Annotated in this window: 12 protein-coding genes; 5 read left to right on the top strand and 7 right to left on the bottom strand. The window is 50.4% G+C overall.

The window, feature by feature from the left end:
• Positions 1-115: 115 nt before the first annotated feature.
• From NGM62_RS16195 to NGM62_RS16175, 5 genes are all read right to left on the bottom strand, one after another.
• Entirely contained in the window at positions 116-796 is a 681-nt protein-coding gene (locus tag NGM62_RS16195) for a DUF3823 domain-containing protein (RefSeq protein ID WP_262249306.1), read from the bottom strand.
• 11 nt (positions 797-807) lie between these two features.
• The gene (locus NGM62_RS16190; protein ID WP_262249305.1) at positions 808-2,736 is read right to left on the bottom strand and encodes a RagB/SusD family nutrient uptake outer membrane protein; all 1,929 of its coding nucleotides are present in this window, start codon (positions 2,734-2,736) and stop codon (positions 808-810) included.
• A 12-nt stretch (positions 2,737-2,748) separates the two neighbouring features.
• Entirely contained in the window at positions 2,749-5,958 is a 3,210-nt protein-coding gene (locus NGM62_RS16185) for a SusC/RagA family TonB-linked outer membrane protein (protein ID WP_262249304.1), read from the bottom strand.
• Between the two features lie 166 nt (positions 5,959-6,124).
• Positions 6,125-8,101, bottom strand: a complete 1,977-nt coding sequence (locus NGM62_RS16180; RefSeq protein ID WP_262249303.1) for an alpha-L-arabinofuranosidase C-terminal domain-containing protein — start codon at positions 8,099-8,101, stop codon at positions 6,125-6,127.
• Positions 8,102-8,132: 31 nt separating this feature from the next.
• The gene (locus NGM62_RS16175) at positions 8,133-10,064 is read right to left on the bottom strand and encodes a glycoside hydrolase family 97 protein (protein WP_262249302.1); all 1,932 of its coding nucleotides are present in this window, start codon (positions 10,062-10,064) and stop codon (positions 8,133-8,135) included.
• Positions 10,065-10,407: 343 nt separating this feature from the next.
• Between NGM62_RS16175 and NGM62_RS16170 the strand changes: the two genes are divergently transcribed.
• The 5 genes from NGM62_RS16170 (at position 10,408) to NGM62_RS16150 (ending at position 16,235) form a co-directional block, all read left to right on the top strand.
• Positions 10,408-11,106 (top strand): NUDIX hydrolase, encoded by a 699-nt coding sequence (locus NGM62_RS16170; protein WP_262249301.1) that lies wholly within the window; start codon positions 10,408-10,410, stop codon positions 11,104-11,106.
• Between the two features lie 107 nt (positions 11,107-11,213).
• A complete protein-coding gene (locus NGM62_RS16165) occupies positions 11,214-12,872 on the top strand; it encodes a ribulokinase (RefSeq protein ID WP_262249300.1) in 1,659 nt (552 codons plus the stop codon).
• 13 nt (positions 12,873-12,885) lie between these two features.
• Positions 12,886-13,584, top strand: coding sequence for an L-ribulose-5-phosphate 4-epimerase (locus NGM62_RS16160; RefSeq protein ID WP_262249299.1), 699 nt, complete (start codon positions 12,886-12,888; stop codon positions 13,582-13,584).
• Positions 13,585-13,673: 89 nt separating this feature from the next.
• Entirely contained in the window at positions 13,674-15,173 is a 1,500-nt protein-coding gene (gene araA / locus NGM62_RS16155) for an L-arabinose isomerase (protein ID WP_262249298.1), read from the top strand.
• An 84-nt stretch (positions 15,174-15,257) separates the two neighbouring features.
• Positions 15,258-16,235: a sugar phosphate isomerase/epimerase family protein gene (locus tag NGM62_RS16150; protein ID WP_262249297.1), complete on the top strand. Its 978-nt coding sequence runs from the start codon at positions 15,258-15,260 to the stop codon at positions 16,233-16,235.
• An 86-nt stretch (positions 16,236-16,321) separates the two neighbouring features.
• Here the strand turns inward: NGM62_RS16150 and NGM62_RS16145 are convergent, their stop codons facing one another.
• Entirely contained in the window at positions 16,322-17,470 is a 1,149-nt protein-coding gene (locus NGM62_RS16145; protein WP_262249296.1) for an aldose epimerase family protein, read from the bottom strand.
• A 131-nt stretch (positions 17,471-17,601) separates the two neighbouring features.
• Entirely contained in the window at positions 17,602-21,111 is a 3,510-nt protein-coding gene (locus tag NGM62_RS16140) for a PVC-type heme-binding CxxCH protein (protein ID WP_262249295.1), read from the bottom strand.
• Positions 21,112-21,173 lie beyond the last annotated feature (62 nt).

Raw genomic sequence — 21,173 nt, 5'->3', positions numbered from 1 at the left:
CAAATATTTCAAAGAACAATTTCAGATTTTAATGGGACAGCAATGTCAAAAATATTACAAAAAAGGGTATCCACTCACTGGATACCCTTCAACTAGCGACCTCATTTGCCGCACATTACAATGCGATACGTTCGGGATGGGAATACACATATTCGGCCACACCGTTTGCTTTAACACCGATACGGGCAAAAAGGTATCCTTTACTGGCCAAAGACGCGGGTATACTCACCTGGAGATCGATGGGTTGGGTGAAATCGTCTACATCACCCGACGCTATTTCGGCGCGGGCAGCACTGTTATTCTGGTCCACAATCAGCGTCTGTCCCAAATAGATCGCCACACGCTCCAATGCGCGCGAAGTATTTACTTGTTTGACGGTAACGGTGCCCGTAATCACATCGCCGCTCCGCTGGAACGACTGGTTGGTGATAATGAAGTAAGGGTCGACAGTAATATCTATCGAAGCAGTTCCCTTAAGGTTTACATCCAACGAATCCGTATTATCGGCCCATGGGCCGTTGCCACGCAATAGTACGAGCTTGTAGTTACCATCAAACAACCTGGCGGAAAACGTTCCATCCTGATCGATATATACCGGAATCTTGGAAAACAGGTCGTACCCATGCTGCCACAGTTCCATCTGTACGCCTCCGGATCTCAATCCCAAAGGCTCACCATCGTAAACCACCCGTCCGGTAAGCATGGATGTCGGTGCTTCATAATTATCTTTTTCGCAGCCCATTACTATGGCCATTGCGATGGCGAAGAAGCAATATATATATTTGTTAACTTTCATGATACTTATAATTAATGGAATGGATTTCTCACGATTTTCGGATTGTTATCGATCACACTTTGGTCGATGGATGAGTAGTAGTTGCCCATCTGGAAAAACCGGGGTGCCCGGAAACGGGGGGCCACCATCTTCACAAATACAAATTTACCATCACGCGCAGCATCGCCGGGTCGTACCACACGGTAGGGATAAAGCGCGTAAACAACCGCGTCGGGGCTATTGGAGCTTCCATTCCAAACTTCATGCGCGGTACGCCAGCGTTTCAGGTCCCACACACGGTGGTCTTCGAAAGCCAGCTCAACCCGCCTTTCGTTCCTTATCCGTGCCATCGTGATGGTCGATGCGGTTATGCTATTGGCTCCGAAGCCCGCGCGCTCCCGCAATGTACTCAAGTACTGCGCAGCTTCGGCCTCGCGACCCAGCTCCAGTGCGGCTTCTGCGGCATTGAGATAAACCTCACCTAATCGGAACCACACCCACCATACATCACTACGGATACCCCTGGTACTGGTTCCTGGTCCTGAGTCGAGGTATTTGCGTAGATAGAACCCAGTGTTAGAAACTTCCTGTATGGAGCGGTGCGGGCCACCGGCAGCGGTCAGAAGCTTCCCATCACCGTTGGGGTACCCATCTCCGCCCCAGCTTGAGCCCAGGTCGGCTCCTTCTATGGTTTGGTACGAGCCCGATGAGGCGTTCCATGCCATCACACCGGCCTGCATTTCAACGGTGAGTCCTTTGAACGACGCACCGGGGTAGATGACCGTACCGTACAGCCGCGCATCCTTGTTGGCAAAAACATCGGTTACGTTGTCGTAATAAATGAAATCGCTATTATCTGCGGTGCGTACCTTTAGCTCGCCACTGCTCCCATCGAGGTATTCGTAGCTCTCTACGAGGTTCAGCGATGGCGTGATGTTGGACGAGCTGAGGTTATCTTCGCGGATGCTGCGCGGGATGTTATCGTAGGCAAACCAGTGGCGCTTATCTTTTGACGATAGGAAATCCCATGCAAATATCACTTCATTATTGCCGTTCTTCCTTACCACCGCCTCATAGAAGTTCTCACCCAAATCGGGGTTATTCTGGTATAATGAGTAATTGCCACTATTGATGATCTCGGCCGATGCCGCAAGCGATTGTTCGAAATATGCGGCCGCTCGATTGGCGGGTATACCCACCTCACCGCCCGGCGTGGTAATGGGCCCTCCCATCTCATTATTGTATTTGGCCAGCGACCCTGCATAGAGCATTACCCTGCTTTTCAACGCCAGTGCGGTGTATTTATTGGCGCGTGTGTTACTGCCCACATTACCCAGTTTGTCTTGGATGGCATCTATCTCACTCGCGATGAAGTCGTAGACCTCGGCTTCGGTGGCTCGCGGTGTCTGCAAATACGATGGGTCGCCACTGTAATCGTAAATAAGCTGTGTGGTAATGAGCGGCACGCCACCCATCCGTTTCACAAGCTCAAAGTAATTGTAAGCACGCAGGAACCGGAGTTCGGCGGTGAACTGCGCTTTCTGGTCCTCGCTCAGGCTTTCGGCATATTTTTCGATGTTTTCCAATGCCAGATTGATATCGCGCACCAAGCTGTAGTTCCAAACTCGCCAGCGATCGAACGAGTAGCTGACGATATTGTTTCGCCCTTCTTCATTGGAAAACCCAGACCACATGGCGTCGTCATAATCTGCCATCCTACGCCATTGGGCCTGCCGTTCCTGATTGATGTCTATCGACGTATGGTCAGGGTCGGTCAACCCCATGTCTGTGGGAAGCCGATCGTAGAAATTCGCCAGCAACCCCAAAATCTGCGTCGGATCGTTCCAGACCTGCTCTTCTAAGATAATATTCTTTGGCTTCCGTTCCAGCCAGTCTTTCTCGCAAGAGAGAAACACGACTGGAAAGGCACCGAGTATGATCAATTGATATATTCGTTTCATGGCTATCAAGTTTTAAAGCGATAAATTAAATCCAAACGTATATAGTTTCTGCTGTGGATAAACCAATCCGTTTGTACTGCTTATCTCTGGATCGATTTCAAACTTCTTTACGTTATCGAAGGAGAACAGATTGGTGCCGTTCGCGAAAATGCGTAATCCCGAGATACCCACCCTTTCGATGAGCTGCCGCGGGAAGCTGTAACCGACTTCCAGGTTACGAAGTCTGAGGTAGCGTACATTCGTCACCCAGAAATCGCTCCTGCGGTAGTTGACGTGTGTGTTCAAGTCTTTCCGCAGTGCGGGATACGTGCCGGGTATCCATTCGCTGTTTGGGTCGTAAGGGTCGGTACGCCGCCAGTGGTCGTCGGCAAAAGACCGGAGCAGATTGCCGTTATTTTGGAATGGATACTTCAACTCCCAATCCCTGAAAAACGTCTGCATACCCGCCCCTACGAAATCAAACGCGATACTGATGCCTTTCCAGGCAACACTGCCGTTTATACCGTAGTTAAAGTATGGCAGCGCCCCTTCGGCGTATCCTATCGGTTCTACGTCCAAGTCGTTGATAATGCCGTCGTTGTTCACATCTTTGAATATAAGGTCGCCGGGAAGCAGGCTGCGGTTGCCCTGACCGTCAATATTGACCGGGTGACTGTCAATCTCTTCCTGCGACTGGAATTGGCCTATTACCTGATAACCCCAATTGACACTCGCCCAACGGTCTTCCGCAGCGCGACGGTACTCGTCGTACGAGTTACCGAAACGGGGTTTGTATGTGCTGAGGCTACGTAGTCGTGCCAACGTTCCGTTCACGCCGATGGAATACTGCACATTGCCCACTTGGTCTTGCCAGGTAATCATCCCGTCCATCCCACGCGTGGCATCCGAATTAAGGTTTTCGTTTGGCAACGTATAACCCACCTCACTGGGCAATAAAACGTCATATCGTGCAGCAGGCAACCCGGTACGCCTACGTTCGAAAAGGTCGAACTGGCCGCTCAGCCGGCCGAGCACCGTGAAGTCAAACCCAATATTCTGGGTGCGGTTAGTAACCCACGAAAGGTTGGTTATCGGCAGGCCCCGCGGCCGCAGACCGCTTATAAAGTTTCCGTCTAACACGGCGTTCCGACCATCATTCACACCGCCGCCACCGAAAGTATAGCCAGGCAGGTAAGCAAATGCACCGATACCGATTTCGCTTCCCGTCTCTCCGTACGACAAGCGCAGTTTAAAATCGTCTAACCAACCCCCCACACGATTTTTCACAAAACCTTCTTCGCTAAGCCGCCAACCTACCGAAACACCGGGGAAAAACCCCCAGCGATGGTCTGGCGCATAGAGGTAAGAACCATCGTACCGGCCCAACACCTCTAAGAGGTACTTCTCGGCAAAGTTGTAATTGATACGGCCGATATAACCCGCCCGCGCTTCTACGCTCCACTCATCTGCCAGGTAATCCTGCTCGGCAAACAGCATCAATGGGATGTAGTTATTCGAGGGGATGGTATGTATCACATTATAAGAATTCTCGTTATCTGAGCGCTCGTATGCGGCGACTGCCGCAATGGAGTGCTGTCCGATTTGTTTGTCGTAGCTCAGTTGGAACTGTGCGAACCTGGCGATGACGTTTCGTTTATGCTTTTCGCGCCATGGGTTTTGGTTGCCAAAGCCCGGTTGGGTGTAATACGTATCGGTAGCTTCATCATACAGATAAGCATCATACGTATATTCAAACCCGTCGAAATCTTCATTGGTAAAGTTATATGAGTACAGCCCTTTCGCCTTCAGTCCGAATTTAAAGTCGTATTCTGCCGTGAGGTTCACATTCATCGCCCGCCACCATTCATCCACCCACCCGGTTACATCGTCTTTGTAAGTAGCCGGATTGACATTCACATTGTGCGTTTGGTGGATGTAATCGGGATTGTCATTCGCGTAAGGGCTTTCGGTAGGCCACATGCTGAATACACTCAGCAAGGGGTTGAAATAATCGTCTAGCCCCGGCACCCCCACGTTATGCCTCTTCTCTACCCGGGCGCTTATCTGGGTACCCACCGTCAGTCCCTTTGCAAGGTTACCGCTTATATTGGCTTGCAAGTTCGTTCGGTTGAAGTTAAAATCCTTAATGATCGCCTCTTGGTTGATGTGGCTCAACGAAATGTAATAGTTAGACCGCTGCGACCCACCGGAAGCGTTGGCACTCAGGTAATATTGAGGTACGTTCGGCCGCATCACCTCGTCGAAATAGTTGTAGCTTTTATATCCATTTTCCGTACCTGCTTCCCACTTGGCCAATTGTTCCGGCGAATAGAGCAACGAAGGGTCATTTCCGAAGTTTTGTGCGGATTCCAATAAGCCGCGGATGTACTGACCCGCGTTCGCGGGTTTGGGGAAACGGGTGAAATTCTGCAATCCGTAATAGCTTGTCACATTGATGCTGGTCGATTCGTTTTGCCGGCCTTTCTTTGTGGTAATCAAGACAACGCCGTTTGATGCCCGCAATCCATACACCGATGCTGAAGCATCTTTCAACACAGTAATGCTTTCAATATCCTCGAGACCTAGGTTGTTGAAGATATTCTGGCCGGAAACACCGGTATTGAAACCGAATGCGGTGGTGCCATCACTGGTACTGTATGGCACCCCGTCAATCACATACAATGGGTTTCCCAAATTACGCACCTGGATATTTGCGCCATTACCCGGCCGGGAGTCGGTCGTGCGTGCGGTGACACCCGGTACTTTGCCCACCAGGGCGCTCGTTGCGGCAACGGCAGGTGTCCGCACCAGATCTTCCGACTTGATTGTGCTAACTGCGCCTGTGATTGAAGCTTTGGTCTGTGTGCCATATCCCACTACGACAACCTCACTCAAGGCTTCATTACTTGCCTCCAGTCGGATATCTATCGTACCCCGGTTGGCTACGGCTACTTCCTGTGCGATATAGCCGATATAGGTATACACTAGAGTTCCATTACCGTCGGGCAGCCGTATTGAATAAGTGCCCGCCTCGTTGGTAGTCGTTACGTTATTGCTTCCTTTTAAGGAAACGCTCACACCCGCAATCGGCCCGCCTTGACTATCGGTAACGGTACCTTTTACTATCGTCTCTTGGAGGTAAGCCATACTATAGCCATACCCCCCTAGTATCATAATACATAGGAGTAAAACGATATGCATAACATGCTTCGCATTCGTTTGCTTTGGTTTATAGTTACTCATAACTAGTTAATTTTCTGGTTGTAAATATTTGATTCAACTAATTCCGTAAGTACCCTAAGCCGTCACGGCGGTGGATTGACAAACAGCACATATATAATGTTCATAAAACACTTATTTATTTAAAAAATCATACCCTGACCATCTTACCCCCAGCCATACCTTATGCTTAGATTTTAAACCTGAACACGTTAAATGAATACGGGCTCACTTCCACACGGGGGCTTCGATGGTTAATGACTATTTCCCGCTCTTGGGGACTAACGGCCAACGGCGCTTCTATGGAGTTAACCGTATCCAAATCATCGCTGCGCATTTCAACATGCACAGCCGTCTGTGCGACGTGGTCTGCCCCGGACAATTCAAGTTGGATGGCAATCGGATAATCTGATCGGTTCACCACCTTGATAATCAGCTCATTTGTTTTCTTATCTACTACCGCCGACGCGAACAAATCTCGTTGGCCTGCTACTGTGTCTCCTTTCTCGGTCAATTGCACGATATGTGTCCCCTTATTGGTTGAATACAGCTTCTGCACATAGTAATTGGGGGTACCGTACACAGTGAGGTTATCTACCCAAATGAGATCGGGGGTCCACTGCCAGCCATCGACATGCCCAAATAAAGGAGCATAGGATGCCAGCGTAACGATATCTGCATTTCGTTCCAACCCCGTAAGGAAGGCAGCTTCGGAAAGTGCCGTCAACCAGTTATTTTTATTGTCGGGGCTAGCTATGGCCACACTCTGTGCGGCATATTCCCCTGCGAAGATTCTGGGTCCGTTGCGGTCATAGTTATCATAACGTGCGGCATTGTCGAAAAACCATTGGGGTGGCCGGTAATAATGCTCATCAATAATATCGACACCCAGATTACGTAGTGCCGAATCGAGATAATTGAAGCGGTCTCCATTGGGATCGGTGCCCGAGCTAGCTACTATGGCGATTTCGGGATGCCGATTCTTCATCGCCTGTTGGAAAACCGCTAGCCGCTCGACATATTGCGGCCCCCAATTTTCATTGCCTATACCGATCATTTTGAGGTTAAAGGGCTCGGGATGGCCCATGTCGGCCCGCAATCTACCCCATGTGGTGGTGGTATCGCCATTCGCAAATTCAATAAGGTCGAGCGCGTCCTGTACATAGGTGTCGAGCTGATCAAGGGGTACCACTTCGGCGGTATTGAATTGGCACGCCATGCCGCAGTTGATAATGGGTAACGGCTCCGCACCGATATCTTCGGCCAGCTGGAAATATTCGAAGAAGCCGAGGCCGAACGTCTGGAAATAATCTGGTGTTGGCCGATGTTTGAACTCAAAATTCCAGCGATTGATCACCATTTGTCGTTCTTCCACGGGTCCTACTGTTTTCTTCCATTGGAATCGCTGTGAGAGGTCGTAGCCTTCAACGATACATCCACCGGGGAAGCGGAGGAAACCAGGCTCCATGTCGGCCAATAGTTGCACCATATCGGCACGGAGCCCACCCGGCCTTCCTTGCCACGTATCTGCGGGGAAAAGGGAAATCATATCGAGATCTATTTCTCCGTTACCTTCAAACCATATATTCAAACGTGCCTTCGGGTGGGTCGCTGTGGCATGGAAACTGGTGATTTGCTGTTGCCAGCCTCCGGTAACGGCAGCAGGTTCCAGCCTGCCGGCACCGATTACTATGCCTGCCGAATCTACCAGTTCGAGCCGCAAGCTGATTCCGGGTACGTGCTGTCGGTACATTATCGAAAAATCATAGCGCACCCCGGCCTTCACCCCCATACCACGGAAACCCTCATTGCCCAAGCCCAAACCGCTGCTCCCGATAGCCATGGTATTCACCCGCAAAAAACGTGGGTTCTTCGCATGGTGCTCCTGTCGGTTGAGTACCAACAGTGCTCCCTCGACAGGGGCACCAAGGGGGTGCCATCCCATCATCGGCCTGAAAAACTCAAACGATCGGTTCTTTACCAACTCAGCATATATACCGCCATCCGCACCCAAGTTGATGTCTTCGAAAAACACCCCCCACATCTGCGGGCTTACTTCTCCGATCGGTCTATCGATTGCAATATCAAATATCCGTTCCTGTGCCCCCGCATAAAAAACGGAAATTGCCACAAAGCAGATAATGATGATGTAACTCGTTCCCTTCATATTTAGCTATTTAATTTCACCCGGTTTATCGTCATTCCAATACGATGATAAAGCCTCCATTGGGTTTGACGTCTACCGGTTGCTTCTCAAGTGAAACCATTTTGCGTTCAAATAAACCAGGTTGTTGACCATCCGTAATCAGTATAGCTTTCTCCACGCCCTCGAATACGGACAGGTCTACTACAATACGTTTCGATTCGGCCTCGCCATTAATACCAGCGATGTACCACCGACTACCCGACCTTCTGGCTACGGTAGCGTCGTTGCCGGGGAACCCGTCGATGAAACGGACATCGTCCCACGTATCGGGCAAGTCACGCAAAAAAGCCTTCACATATTGGGGTACCTGCGCCATGCCTTCGGGCGATTCGGCATAATGCTGGATACCCGATACAAATAGTACACTTGTTGCCAGTTCGAATGCAGCCGTAGTGCGGCGCTTCACCCCTGTGCGTACTTCCGACAAGTTCATCGGCGTATAGTCCATCGGGTCGAACGCATTACGCGTAAAAGGCAAGATGGTGGCATGTGTAGGCTGTTTATCCGCATCGTCTTGGGAAAACGTGACCATCTCAAATCCACGAACCGCTTCCACCGTCATCAGGTGAGGGTAGGTACGCGACCAACCGCGGGGCAGTGTGGCACCGTGGAAATTGACGAGCAGGCCATGCTTCGCGGCATCTTCCAGAATATCGATATAGTATTGGATAACAGACCGTCCATCGCCGCCGAAAAAGTCGATTTTAACCCCTTTTATCCCCATGGATTTGATGCGGGAAAACTCTTCGTTCCGGCTTTCGGAGGTAAGCAATCGATCCTTCGGGGTGTATTTCACGGTATTCCAGCTCCCTGCCGAATTATACCACAGCAATAACCCCACCCCTTTCGTAGCAGCATAGTCGGCCAGTTCCTCAATCTTACCGTAACCGATCTTTTCATCCCAGTTGACATCGATTAAACAGTACTGCCACCCCATATCGGCGGCGAAGTCTATGTACTTACGTTGTTCATCATAGATGATATAGTCGTCCTTTGAATTGATCCAGCTCCACGAGGATTTACCGGGCTTAACGATATCTTCGGTGATGGCTATCGCCTTGCCGGCTACATCAAGCCCCAGGTTGGATTCGACAATCGTAGCCAACGATCCCACCGTGATGACACGCCAGGGTGAGTAAAAAGGTTCATCTGATTCCGGTAACAGCCCGCCATCAGGCATCACTTCTCGGGTATCGGGGAAACTGATCCGGTATTCCCCACCGGGTGAGCCGGGCCGTAGTCGTGTCGCACAATACCGCCCATCCAAACCTGCTTCCGTAATCAGCACCCAGGTGCTGTCCACTTGGAATAATGCCGGGTAAATCCACCCCGTACCGGACGGTTCCGCCGTGCCCACCGGTATGCCTTGTTGATAATGTTCCTCGTACGACGGGTTGGTTTGCTCCCATCCCGATTTTGCTACCGCCATGGGTTGCAACCAGGCCCTGGCGTCAGCAGGGAACCGGAAAGAGGTAAGCTCCTCGTTGATGGTCATACCGCCAGCTGGCGGATCGGGGAAATAGTATCTGAAGGCCACACCATCGTCCGATACCTGGAAAATCAAATCAGATCGCGCTCCGGTGTCATCGCGCATCTGCAATACCAGCCGATTAGCCCAATAGATGTTCGACCGCCGCTTCCCGGTCCGAACTTCATATTTGTCGGTTACCCGGACCAAGTCGGACGCTGCTTCAACATGGATTTGACTCCAAACAGGAATACCCGTACCCCTCAAACCAAGCTGGCTGCTTTCTAATACGACAACGCCGTTACGCATAATCGAATAATACAATTGCCCCACCCCGGCGTGTGCAACGACGACCTCCAAACGACCGTCGGGGCTGGAAACAGCATAGTGGGAGCCATAGGCAGCCGAAATGCCGAGGTAAAAGAACATGCCGAAAAGGAAATAGATACGGTACATAACTTATGGCTATTTTGCCTATAATTGAATCCACCCCCTTTGCAACGAGGAAAGTGTTCCACTAAATTCGAACATTTTTCAATAAACGTCAAGAAAACAATTAAGTAATTTTAAACATATCCTTTTTTTGGCTTACTAAAAATCTCATTTGCAAATACTTAAAATTTAACCTTCCTTTGTGTTTTTGCGTAGCCAATTGCACAGCATGATAAAATAATGTCACTTCATGATAACATAACGGCATGATTTGAGACCGGATTGACAGATAAAAAGCTTATTATCGCCTGATAATCCCATTTTAATCTATTATTATTGCATTTGACGAACAGCGATTGCCTGCATTATGACAAAATACACGAAACAGAACCGTATCCTAGTTGCCGTAGACTGCATCATTTTTGGATTTGACGGATACAATCTTAAACTACTGCTGATAAAGAGGGGGTTCGAGCCCGAGAAAGACAAATGGAGTTTGATGGGTGGTTTCGTCCAATCGGACGAACGCCCGGAAGATGCGGCCTCAAGAGTATTGAAGCAGCTCACCGGGTTGAAAAACGTTTATATGGAACAGTTACTGGTATTTGGTGAACCCGACCGTGATCCGATTGAACGGACGATCAGTATTACCTACTTTGCACTTATTGATATAAAGAAATACGAGAAGCAAATCGGCGACAACTACCGGGCCGAATGGTTTCAATTGGACCGGCTGCCCAAGCTCATTTTCGACCACGATAAAATGGTGCAGCACGCCAAGAATAGACTGCGTTATAAAGCCGCACTGCACCCAATTTTATTTGAGCTGCTGCCCGAAAAATTCACCATCCCGCAAATCATGACCCTCTACGAGCAGGTTTACGACGTGGAGCTGGATAAACGTAACTTTACCCGGAAACTCCGCTCAACCGGATTGCTCATCAAACAGCTCGATAAAGACAAGGAAAACTCAAAAAAAGGTGCATTTTATTATAAACTGGATAAGGCCACCTACAAAGAGAAGTTCACGAAATTCCTGAATTTCGTATCGAACCCTGAATATTGAAAACGTATAACTAACATAATAATTAAAATATTATTACGTTTTTCTTTTAATTCTCACTAATTAAATGTTACTTAGACACGACTAATCAATTAATAACGGCAAATAGAATGATTGCAACTTATGTCATCGGTGTTGATTTCGGAACAGATTCGGTACGGTCTGTTTTGGTAAACACTGAAACCGGCGAGGAGCTGGCAACATCGGTATTTGAATATCCCCGGTGGAAGGCCGGTTTGTATTGTGATGTGACCAACAATCAATTCAGGCAACACCCGTTGGATTATATCGAGGGACTGGAACACACGATACGGATGTGTGTTAACCAGGTGGGGCAGGCTATCGCGCAGCATGTGATTGGTTTATCGGTGGATACCACAGGGTCGACGCCGGTAGCGGTAGATCGGCGCGGTGTCCCGCTTTCATTACTTCGGGAGTTCTCGGAAAACCCGAATGCTATGTTTGTGCTGTGGAAAGACCATACGTCGGTAAGCGAAGCTGCTGCTATCAACGCCCACGCGGAACGCTTTGAGACAAATTACCTCCGTTATGTAGGGGGTATCTATTCATCCGAGTGGTTCTGGGCCAAGTTGCTCCATGTACTCCGTGAAGACGAAAAAGTAGGGACTGCCATCTACTCTTGGGTAGAACATTGCGACTGGATTCCGTTCCTACTATGCGGGGGGAAACGTGCCCAAGATATCAAAAGAGGGGTCTGCTCGGCAGGGCACAAATCATTATGGGCTGAAACATTCGGCGGATTCCCACCGAACGATTTTTTTGCATCACTGGACCCCCTATTGGATGGGTTTAGGGATAAATTACCAAATGAGACCTTCACAGCAGACCAAGCTGCCGGTACATTGAGCCCCGAGTGGGCACAAAAACTCGGTCTCAGCACCGACGTGGTTGTCGGTATCGGAGCTTTCGATTGCCACATGGGAGCCGTGGGTGGGCAAATCGAACCGTATTACCTCAGCAAAATCATCGGTACTTCTACCTGCGATATCCTCGTCGCCCCACAGGGCGACATGAAGGGCAAACTGATAGCGGGCATTTGCGGGCAAGTCAATGGCTCCGTGATACCGGGTATGGTGGGCCTCGAAGCAGGCCAGTCTGCATTTGGCGATGCATACGCATGGTTTAAGAACCTGTTGGCTTGGCCTCTGAAAGGTTTATCAACCCACGGCACTGTAGACCCGGCCACGATTAACGCACTCGAAGACAGTCTGCTCTCGGAGCTCAGCAAGGAAGCCAGCTTAATTCAGCCCACAGCTGGCAGCGAACTAGCTATCGATTGGCTTAACGGGCGGCGCACGCCCGACGCCAACCAGCTCGTCAAAGGTGCCTTCACCGGGATCAGCCTCGCCTCAGATGCACCCCGACTGTTCCGTGCCCTAGTCGAAGCCACGGCCTTCGGAGCAAAGAAAATAGTAGACCGATTTACCGGACAGGAAATCCCCGTGAAGGGCCTGATTGCACTGGGCGGGATACCACGTAAGTCACCCTTCGTAATGCAAGTAATGGCTGATGTCATCGGCATGCCCATCAAAGTGCACCGGTCTGAGCAAACCTGTGCCATCGGTGCTGCCATGTTTGCGGCAACGGCAGCCGGTAGGTTCGACCGGGTAGAAGACGCTATGCAGCAAATGGGCCAGGGTTTCGATAAGGTATACCATCCTAACCCCGCGCACCACGCCTTATATACAGACCGATACGTCCGCTATACAAGTGTGGGCGACTTCATTGAACGTCATCTAACAAACTAATGAGCAAATTACCATGAGCATGTATGAAGCAATAAAACACGACGCCTACCGGCAGAACATGCAGCTCCCCCAGCTCGGCCTGGTGCTGTTTACTTTCGGGAATGCCAGCGTGGCCAACCACGCCCTAGGTGTTTTCGCAATCAAACCGAGCGGCGTCGCATACACCGACCTGACACCCGAAAAAATGGTCGTCGTCGATTTCGACGGGAAAATTGTGGAAGGTGACCTGCGCCCTTCGTCTGATACCAAAACTCACGCGGTACTTTACAAACACTGGCCCAGCATCGGTGGTATCGTGCATACACACTCCACCTACGCAACTGCTTGGGCACAAAGCCAACGCGATATCCCTATATACGGAACGACCCACGCAGACCACCTTACAACAGATATCCCCTGCATACCACCCATGGCCGATGAAATGATCGCCGGTGATTATGAATATGAAACGGGGTTCCAGATCCTCAATCATTTCGAGCAAAACGGACTAGATTACAAAGAAATCGAAATGGTGCTGGTTGGGAACCATGCACCGTTTACATGGGGTAAAACGGGCGAAAAAGCCATCTACAACAGTGCTGTACTAGAATACATCGCGAAAATGGCCATGCTTACCGAGGGAATCAACCCCAACGTACCACGGCTTAAAGATTCACTCATCAAGAAACATTACGAGCGGAAGCATGGAGCGGGGGCTTACTATGGGCAGTAGGGTGAGACAATAGACAGCAGACAATAGACAGCAGACAATAGACAGCAGACAATAGACAATAGACAATAGACGCTAGACAGCATAAATACATGATCGATCTTAAACAATTTGAAGTATGGTTCCTAACGGGGAGCCAACATCTTTACGGGGAAGAGACCTTAAAGCAAGCTGCGGCACACGCAGCAGAAATTGCTCATTACTTGAACCACGTGCCGCAGATTCCTGTCACGGTCGTTTTCAAACCGATTGTCAAAACGCCGGAGGAAATCCATGCGGCTATCGCCGAGGCCAACCAAGCACCTTCCTGCATCGGTATCATCACATGGATGCATACCTTTTCGCCGGGCAAAATGTGGATCAGGGGCTTAGGCATCCTCCGGAAACCGTTACTTCATCTCCACACGCAGTATAACCGGGATATACCCTGGGAGACCATCGACATGGATTTCATGAACCTCAACCAGAGTGCCCACGGCGATAGGGAGTTCGGCCACATCGTTTCCAAATTGCGCATCAACCGAAAGGTCGTTACCGGATATTGGAAACAGGAAGATGTGATCGAACAGATCAACGTGTGGACACGTGCGGCGGCTGCTTGGCACGACTGGCAGGGTGCACGGTTTGCCCGCTTCGGTGACAACATGCGCAATGTGGCGGTAACAGATGGTGACAAAGTGGATGCCGAAGCAAAATTCGGATTTTCGGTAAACACATACGCCGTGGGAGACTTGGTCGAGGTGATCAACGGCGTTTCCAATGCCCAGATAAACGCTCTCATCGATGAATACGAGCAGATGTACACACTCTCTACCGCTGTCAAAACCGGTGGAGAGAAACACCAACATGTCCGCGATGCCGCCCAGATCGAGATCGGTCTCCGCAATTTCCTCGTAGCTGGCGGCTTTAAGGGATTCTCGAATACGTTCGAAGATCTGCACGGAATGAAACAACTACCGGGCATCGCTACACAACGGCTGATGCAGGCTGGGTTTGGCTACGCCGGCGAGGGTGATTGGAAAACGGCGGCGCTGGTGCGAGCCGCAAAAGTAATGGCAGCCGGTATGCCTGGTGGCAATGCTTTCATGGAAGACTATACCTACCATTTCGATCCGGAAAACACCCTCGTACTCGGTGCCCACATGCTGGAGGTAGACCCCGCATTGGCAAATGCCAAACCGTCGCTTGAAGTGCATCCGCTGGGCATAGGCGGGAAAGACGACCCCGCACGGCTTGTATTCGATGCCGCCGCAGGCCGCGCATTGAATGCAAGCCTCGTAGATATGGGCAACCGCTTTCGGCTTGTCGTAAACGACGTGCAGGGCCAAGCCCCCCAACGGCAGCTACCAAAGCTTCCGGTGGCGCGTGTATTCTGGAAACCGCTCCCCGACATGCAAACTGCTTGCTCGGCCTGGATCTATGCCGGCGGTGCGCACCACACAGTGTACAGCCAAAATCTCTCGGTACAGCACTTCCAGGATTTCGCGGAATTAGCCGATATCGAACTGCTCCACATCGGCGAGCACACCGGCTTGGCCGGTTTTATAAAGGAAATCAGGTGGAATGATCGATTCTACCATAATATTCATTAACAGTGTGTTAATGCGTAACACGATGATATTAATTTTGTTTTCACCATCTCAAACACCTACATTAGCTAAGTAAAAAACCGAACAATGGATAACAGACGTACATTCCTGAAACAAGCAGGAATTAGCATGGTGGCTGCTTATTTGAGCCCCTCCCTCCTCGCTTGCTCGTCGCAACAAAAACCAACAGGATCGCTACGCGAAGTCGGCCTGCAGCTCTTCACCTTACGTGACCAGCTAGCCGATGACCCCGCGGGCACGCTCGCCCGAGTGGGCGAGATAGGCTACAACCATGTGGAAACTTTCGGCCCTGAAATCGGTACCGACGGGAAAGCCGCTTTCTGGGGAATGGATGTACCTGCACTGTCTGCACTCCTCACAGCGAACAACTTGAAGACACACAGCGGACACTATGATGTGGGTGATTTCCTCACTCCAGGGAATGGTGACCAAGATGCGTTGAAAGCTTATATCGATACGGCAGCTGAATTAGGCCAGCACTACCTGATTGCTCCAGTACCCCCTATCCTCCTGATTGATAAACTGACAGCAGACGACTACCGCTTCATGGCCGATCAGCTTAATCTGGGAGGCGAATTGGCTGCTAAATCAGGATTGAAGATCGGATACCATAATCATTTCTGGGAGTTCCGTACCCTGTCAGACGGCAGTAGGGGGTTGGATATCCTGATTGACAACACCGATAGCGACCTGGTAGCGTTTGAACTGGATTTATTTTGGAGTGAAAAATCCGGAACGGACAGTGTGGCGTATTTCGAAAAACACCCCGGGCGCTTCCCTCTTTGGCATATCAAAGACATGGACAAAAGCAACTCAGCAACCATAACGGGCAGTGACTACGACTCGAAACCGTTTATGGAAATTACGAAAAACATCACCTACGCTGAGGTTGGAACAGGGAGTATTGATTTCAAGAAAATAATGAAAGAGGCCGATATCGCCGGGCTCAAATATGTTTTCGTAGAACAAGATCTCATCACAACCGACCCTTTTGAAAGTATTACAAAAAGTTACCGTTACGTAAAAAACGATTTGATAGGCTAATTAAGCCACCGTTATAAAAAATATTTCCCGCCACTGTGAAAGGTAGCGGGAAACATTATTGAAGATTATTGCTAACCAAAAGCCTACTACCTGAACTGGTAAATTGTCTTTGTGGTATATGTTGCACCGGGCTCCAGAACCGTGGAAGGGAATTCCGGATGGTTCGGTGAATCCGGGAAATGCTGGGTCTCCAAACAGAATGCGGAGCGATAACCATAGGTTTTTCCACCTTTGGCATGTTGTATATTGTCCATGAAGTTGCCACTATAGAACTGCAAACCGGGCTCTTCGGTCAGGATATCCATTATAATACCTGTCTTGGGGCTTTCTACAGTAGCCACCAACTGCAGTCCTGGGTCTTTCTTCAACACGAAATTGTGGTCGTATCCCCCACCGAGCGACAGCTGTGCGTCCGGTGCATCGATACGCGCACCGATGGCAGTGGGCTGGCGGAAATCGAAGGGAGTCCCTTCTACAGAGGCAATTTCACCCGTAGGAATGAGTGTCTCGTCTACCGGAGTATACCCATCGGCGCGGATGGTCAGCAGGTGATCCAAGATGGTGCTGTCGCCCTCCCCACTGAGATTAAAATAAGCGTGATTTGTTAAGTTCACCACCGTAGCCTTATCGCTGGTTGCATGGTAAGTGATTTCCAATCCATTGGTGGCCGTCACCGTATAAGTCACAGTGGCTTGCAACATCCCAGGGTAACCAGCATCACCGTCGGGCGATTCGTATTTCAGTTCGAGGCTGCTATCACTCACATGCTTCACTTCCCAAACTTTCGAGAAGAATCCGGTGGTACCGCCATGTAGGGAGTTCGGACCGTTGTTTATTTCCAACTGATATTGCTGCCCATCCAGCTCAAACTGCCCTTTAGCAATCCGGTTACCATAGCGTCCCACAACAGCCCCGAAAAAGCCATCGTCCGGTTGCTGGTAAGCAGACAAGCCTGCGTAGCCTAACACCACATCCACGAGGTCTCCGTTCCGGTCTGGAACATGTAGGCTGACCACACGGGCGCCGTAATTGGTGACTGCAGCCACAACCTCACCATTGGTCAACGTATACAGTTCGACAGAATCACCGCCTGCTGACGATTGGAAATCGGTGGGCGACACGGTCAAAACAGATGAGCTATCGGTGGCTGATGATTGCTCTTGAGACGGGTTACAGGCCCATACACCACCCATCGCAAGGACAACGGCAATCGATTTACTTACTTTTTCTATCATTATTATATTTTAAATTGGGTTAATAATGCCTATACGCACAAAGATAGAAGGAAAATCAGCACATAAAATAATAGTCCACGATTTTTCTTAAATACCAGCCCCCAAAATTGCATCTGTCCACTTGCCACGAATTACCTCGTTACCTTCATTATGCCGTGCATAATACGCCAATGGCCCGGGAAAGTACATACATAAGGATATTCGCCCGGTGTATCCGGCACCGTCAACGTCAGTTCGTAGCTCTCGTCTGGGTTGACAAGCGGCGTGCTGAACAATACATCTGAAGTCGTAGGGATATACTGCATCTCGACGCCATTGGGCTGTTTGGCCAGCGCATCGGCAGCCTCACCCACCTTCTCCAAGCTGCCCGGCTTCAATATCAACAGGTTGTGCTGCATGTGGTCAGGGTTCTCAAAGATAATCTTCAGCGTTTGCCCTGTCTTGGCAGTGAAATTGGTCACATCGTATTTCATCTCACCAATGACGGCCTTGATGGTAATCGTATTGTCGGCTACCACAGTCTCGCCCTCATCGGTCGTATGCAGGTTGACCACTACGAGTCTTGTATTTACCAATTCACCCGTAAAATGGAAGTCATCGGGATAGTCGCCAACGTTGGGGAGCAGTTCATCCGTACCCCACTGCTGCCGCCGATTATGCGCCACCCGGATGACCCCGTCGGGCACTTTCGGGAACAGCCCCAGTGTATTGCCCTCGGCAACCTGCTTATTGTCGATAGATAGGCTCATTTTGCCGCCCGTGAGCAACGAAGCTTTCACCTTAAATTCGCCGGGCAGCTCGTCGGTCGATTGGATAATCGTTTTGTGACCGTTCTGGTTTACTTGGAAGTTTACCTTACCGTCTTTCATATACACAGCATATCCATTCCGGCTATCTCCTTGCGATACCAGCACACCTTCAACCAATATCCGTCGCATTTCAGGCGACCGCACCTCGGTGACGAAACTGACTTCCTGATTGGCAAAATCGGGGATTTGGCGCCCGCCTACTGCACCGCCGCGTTCGGCACCCAGTGGAAGCACCGTCATACTTTTACCGGCAAATATCCGCTCCGCTAGTGAGCCATCCGTGTTAGAGAGATCGGGATGGCCAATCTGTTGGTGGTACTCGCCCATGAACGCTTGTCGGTGCACAGCGCCAGCAATAAGCAGGGCGTGAGAGATCCATTTATCTTGGATGTTCTCGGGTTGCTTTACGGCATCGAAGATGAGCTTACCGATTTCGACCGAGGGTGCCGCATCCGACAGTGCGAGGAACGCAGCTAGGCGCACCCGCAAGTCGGGGTCGTTCGTAGCGCCTGATGCGATCAACTGCTGAGTCACATTGCCTTGGTTTATGGGCAGCGTTTGTACAGCGGCCCGACGAACACCAGCCGCGGGATGCTTCAATGCCCCGATGACCACATCCAAGCTCTCCTCGTCGGAACCATCGAGTAAACCTAATCCGTGCAAGGTCCATATCGCGTGTACCGCCGGCCCGTTGGTATTCACGGCATCTACGGATTCATCGCGGATTAGCCGATACAGGTTACCGGCTACTTCCGTATCACCCGACTCGACCAATAGCCGTTGGGCCGTAAGCCGCCAGAACATGTTGTCATTCTGGAGTGCGTCAACCAATGAACGCGGGCGTTCGGGGGTTAACTTCACGGGCTTATACCGTTTGGCATCTTCATGCACCAACCGGTAGATACGCCCCTTGGTATTATCCCGTAGAGGGTCGATATATGCGTTACCTTCCCCATTTTCGAAACCATCGGGCGTGGGGTTGTGCTGGATAATGAAATTATACCAGTCTAAAATCCAAAGGGATCCATCCGGTCCCACCTTGGCAGCAACCGGGCCAAACCAGTTGTCGGAACTCGCTACCATATTCCAGCCATCACCTTTCTCTTTAAAGCCAGCCCCCACTTGCTCAAGCACATGTCGGTGCACCAGCCTACCCGTAGGCTCGGAGATGAAAGCCACCCGGTTCCAGTACTCCTGCGGAAACGCCCGCGCTGTATATAAGCTATGCCCCGCCGCTGCGGTAAACCCACCATGTACGTCTACTTGCCTCAACTCCTTGGTGAGTACGTGCATAGCATAATGCCCATCAATTTTTTCGATACCCCGCTCACGCAGATTTGCTTTTTCATAATATCGTGCAGGAATAGCGAAGAAGTCGCTATGCTCATTATTGGCTGTTGATATAAACACATCAAACTCTTCCGAAAAGCCAAGCCCCCACGTATTATTGGTGGTATTACCCAAAAATTCGAAGTGCTCCGCGCTGGGATCGAACTGATAAACCCCGGCACCAAACCGGAACGGCTGGCCGCCGATGGTTCCCTCAAATCCGGAGTAACCTACGGTTCCCCATATCTTGTTATCCAATCCATACTGTAGGTGCGATGGACCCGCGTGGGTATCGTAAGTGCCCCAGCCGTCGATCAGTACTTCGCGTACATCAGCCTTGTCGTCCCCATCGGTGTCTTTGAGAAATAGAAAGTGGGGTGCCTGTGCAACGATGATACCACCATTGGCGAAAGTAAAAGACGTAGGAATATTCAGCCCTTCAGCAAAAACCGTGAATTTATCTGCTTTACCATCGCCGTCGGTGTCTTCGCAAATCGTAATGCGATCGTCGCCCTCGCTGTTGTCATTCCGTACCGTATTGGGGTAATCGACCGTTTCCACAACCCACAGCCTACCTCGCTCGTCCCATTCCATGGCGATGGGTTTCCTGATATCGGGTTCACTGGCAAACAGCTCCAATTTGAAGCCGACCGGTACCTGGATCAGTGTTTGCGATTCTTCCGCACTCAACGGTAGCTGGTAGCGCGGTGGCGGGTCGCGGCGCTCGTAGTTTGGCATACGTCCTTCTTCGTACTGTGGCTGGGCAACGGTATAGGCATCCATCCGCTGCACCGCCTCTTCACCTACCGCCCATCGAATACCACTTTTAACCAGTTGGAGGAATCCGGGATTACGGAACGTTCGCTCGTCATGTCCGAAAGCGGTATAAAACACCCGGCCTTTCCCATATTCCTTCACCCAAGTATAGGGTTCACGGCCCGTGCTGTCCACCCGCTCCATCAACACTTCAATATCATCTGCGATATGGTCGTGCACATACGTCTCATCCCATTCGGTCTCAAACCGGGTCACGCCCTCCATTGCGGGGTGTTCGGGTTTCACAATTTCTGCTGAAAATGCTCCACCTCCATGACTTTTGAACTGTCCGCCAATCAGCGCTACAACCTCCGGCGAATTACGGAAGCAGTAGGAGGCCGAGTGTAGGGGGATGAATCCCTTACCCGAGGCCACATAGTCTAACAATGCCTTTTCCTGGCCCGCACTGATAGAATCGTGGTTAGCATAAAGAATCAGTCCATCGTACCGATGGAGGTCTTTCCGTGTCAAATCCTCGGGATCTACAGAGTAGGTGATGTTGATCCCTTCAGGGAAATACGCTTGGGCCAAAATGCCGGCCAGTAACTCTGAATCGTGGTGCTTGCTGGCATGGCCAAGAAAAAACAGCTCCAACCGCCTCGGCCCATCATCACTGTGCTGGCCACCGCAGTTCAAAAAAAACAGCGGCACTGTGGCCAACACCAATAGGTTAATTAATCTTTTCATTTTATTGTTTGAACGACGTTTATTGATTTATAACAAGCTGTGCTTTCATTAAATCGACGGCA

Source organism: Parapedobacter soli (assembly GCF_025460835.1).
Lineage (GTDB): Bacteria > Bacteroidota > Bacteroidia > Sphingobacteriales > Sphingobacteriaceae > Parapedobacter > Parapedobacter soli.
This window is presented reverse-complemented; position numbering and strand designations above follow the sequence as displayed.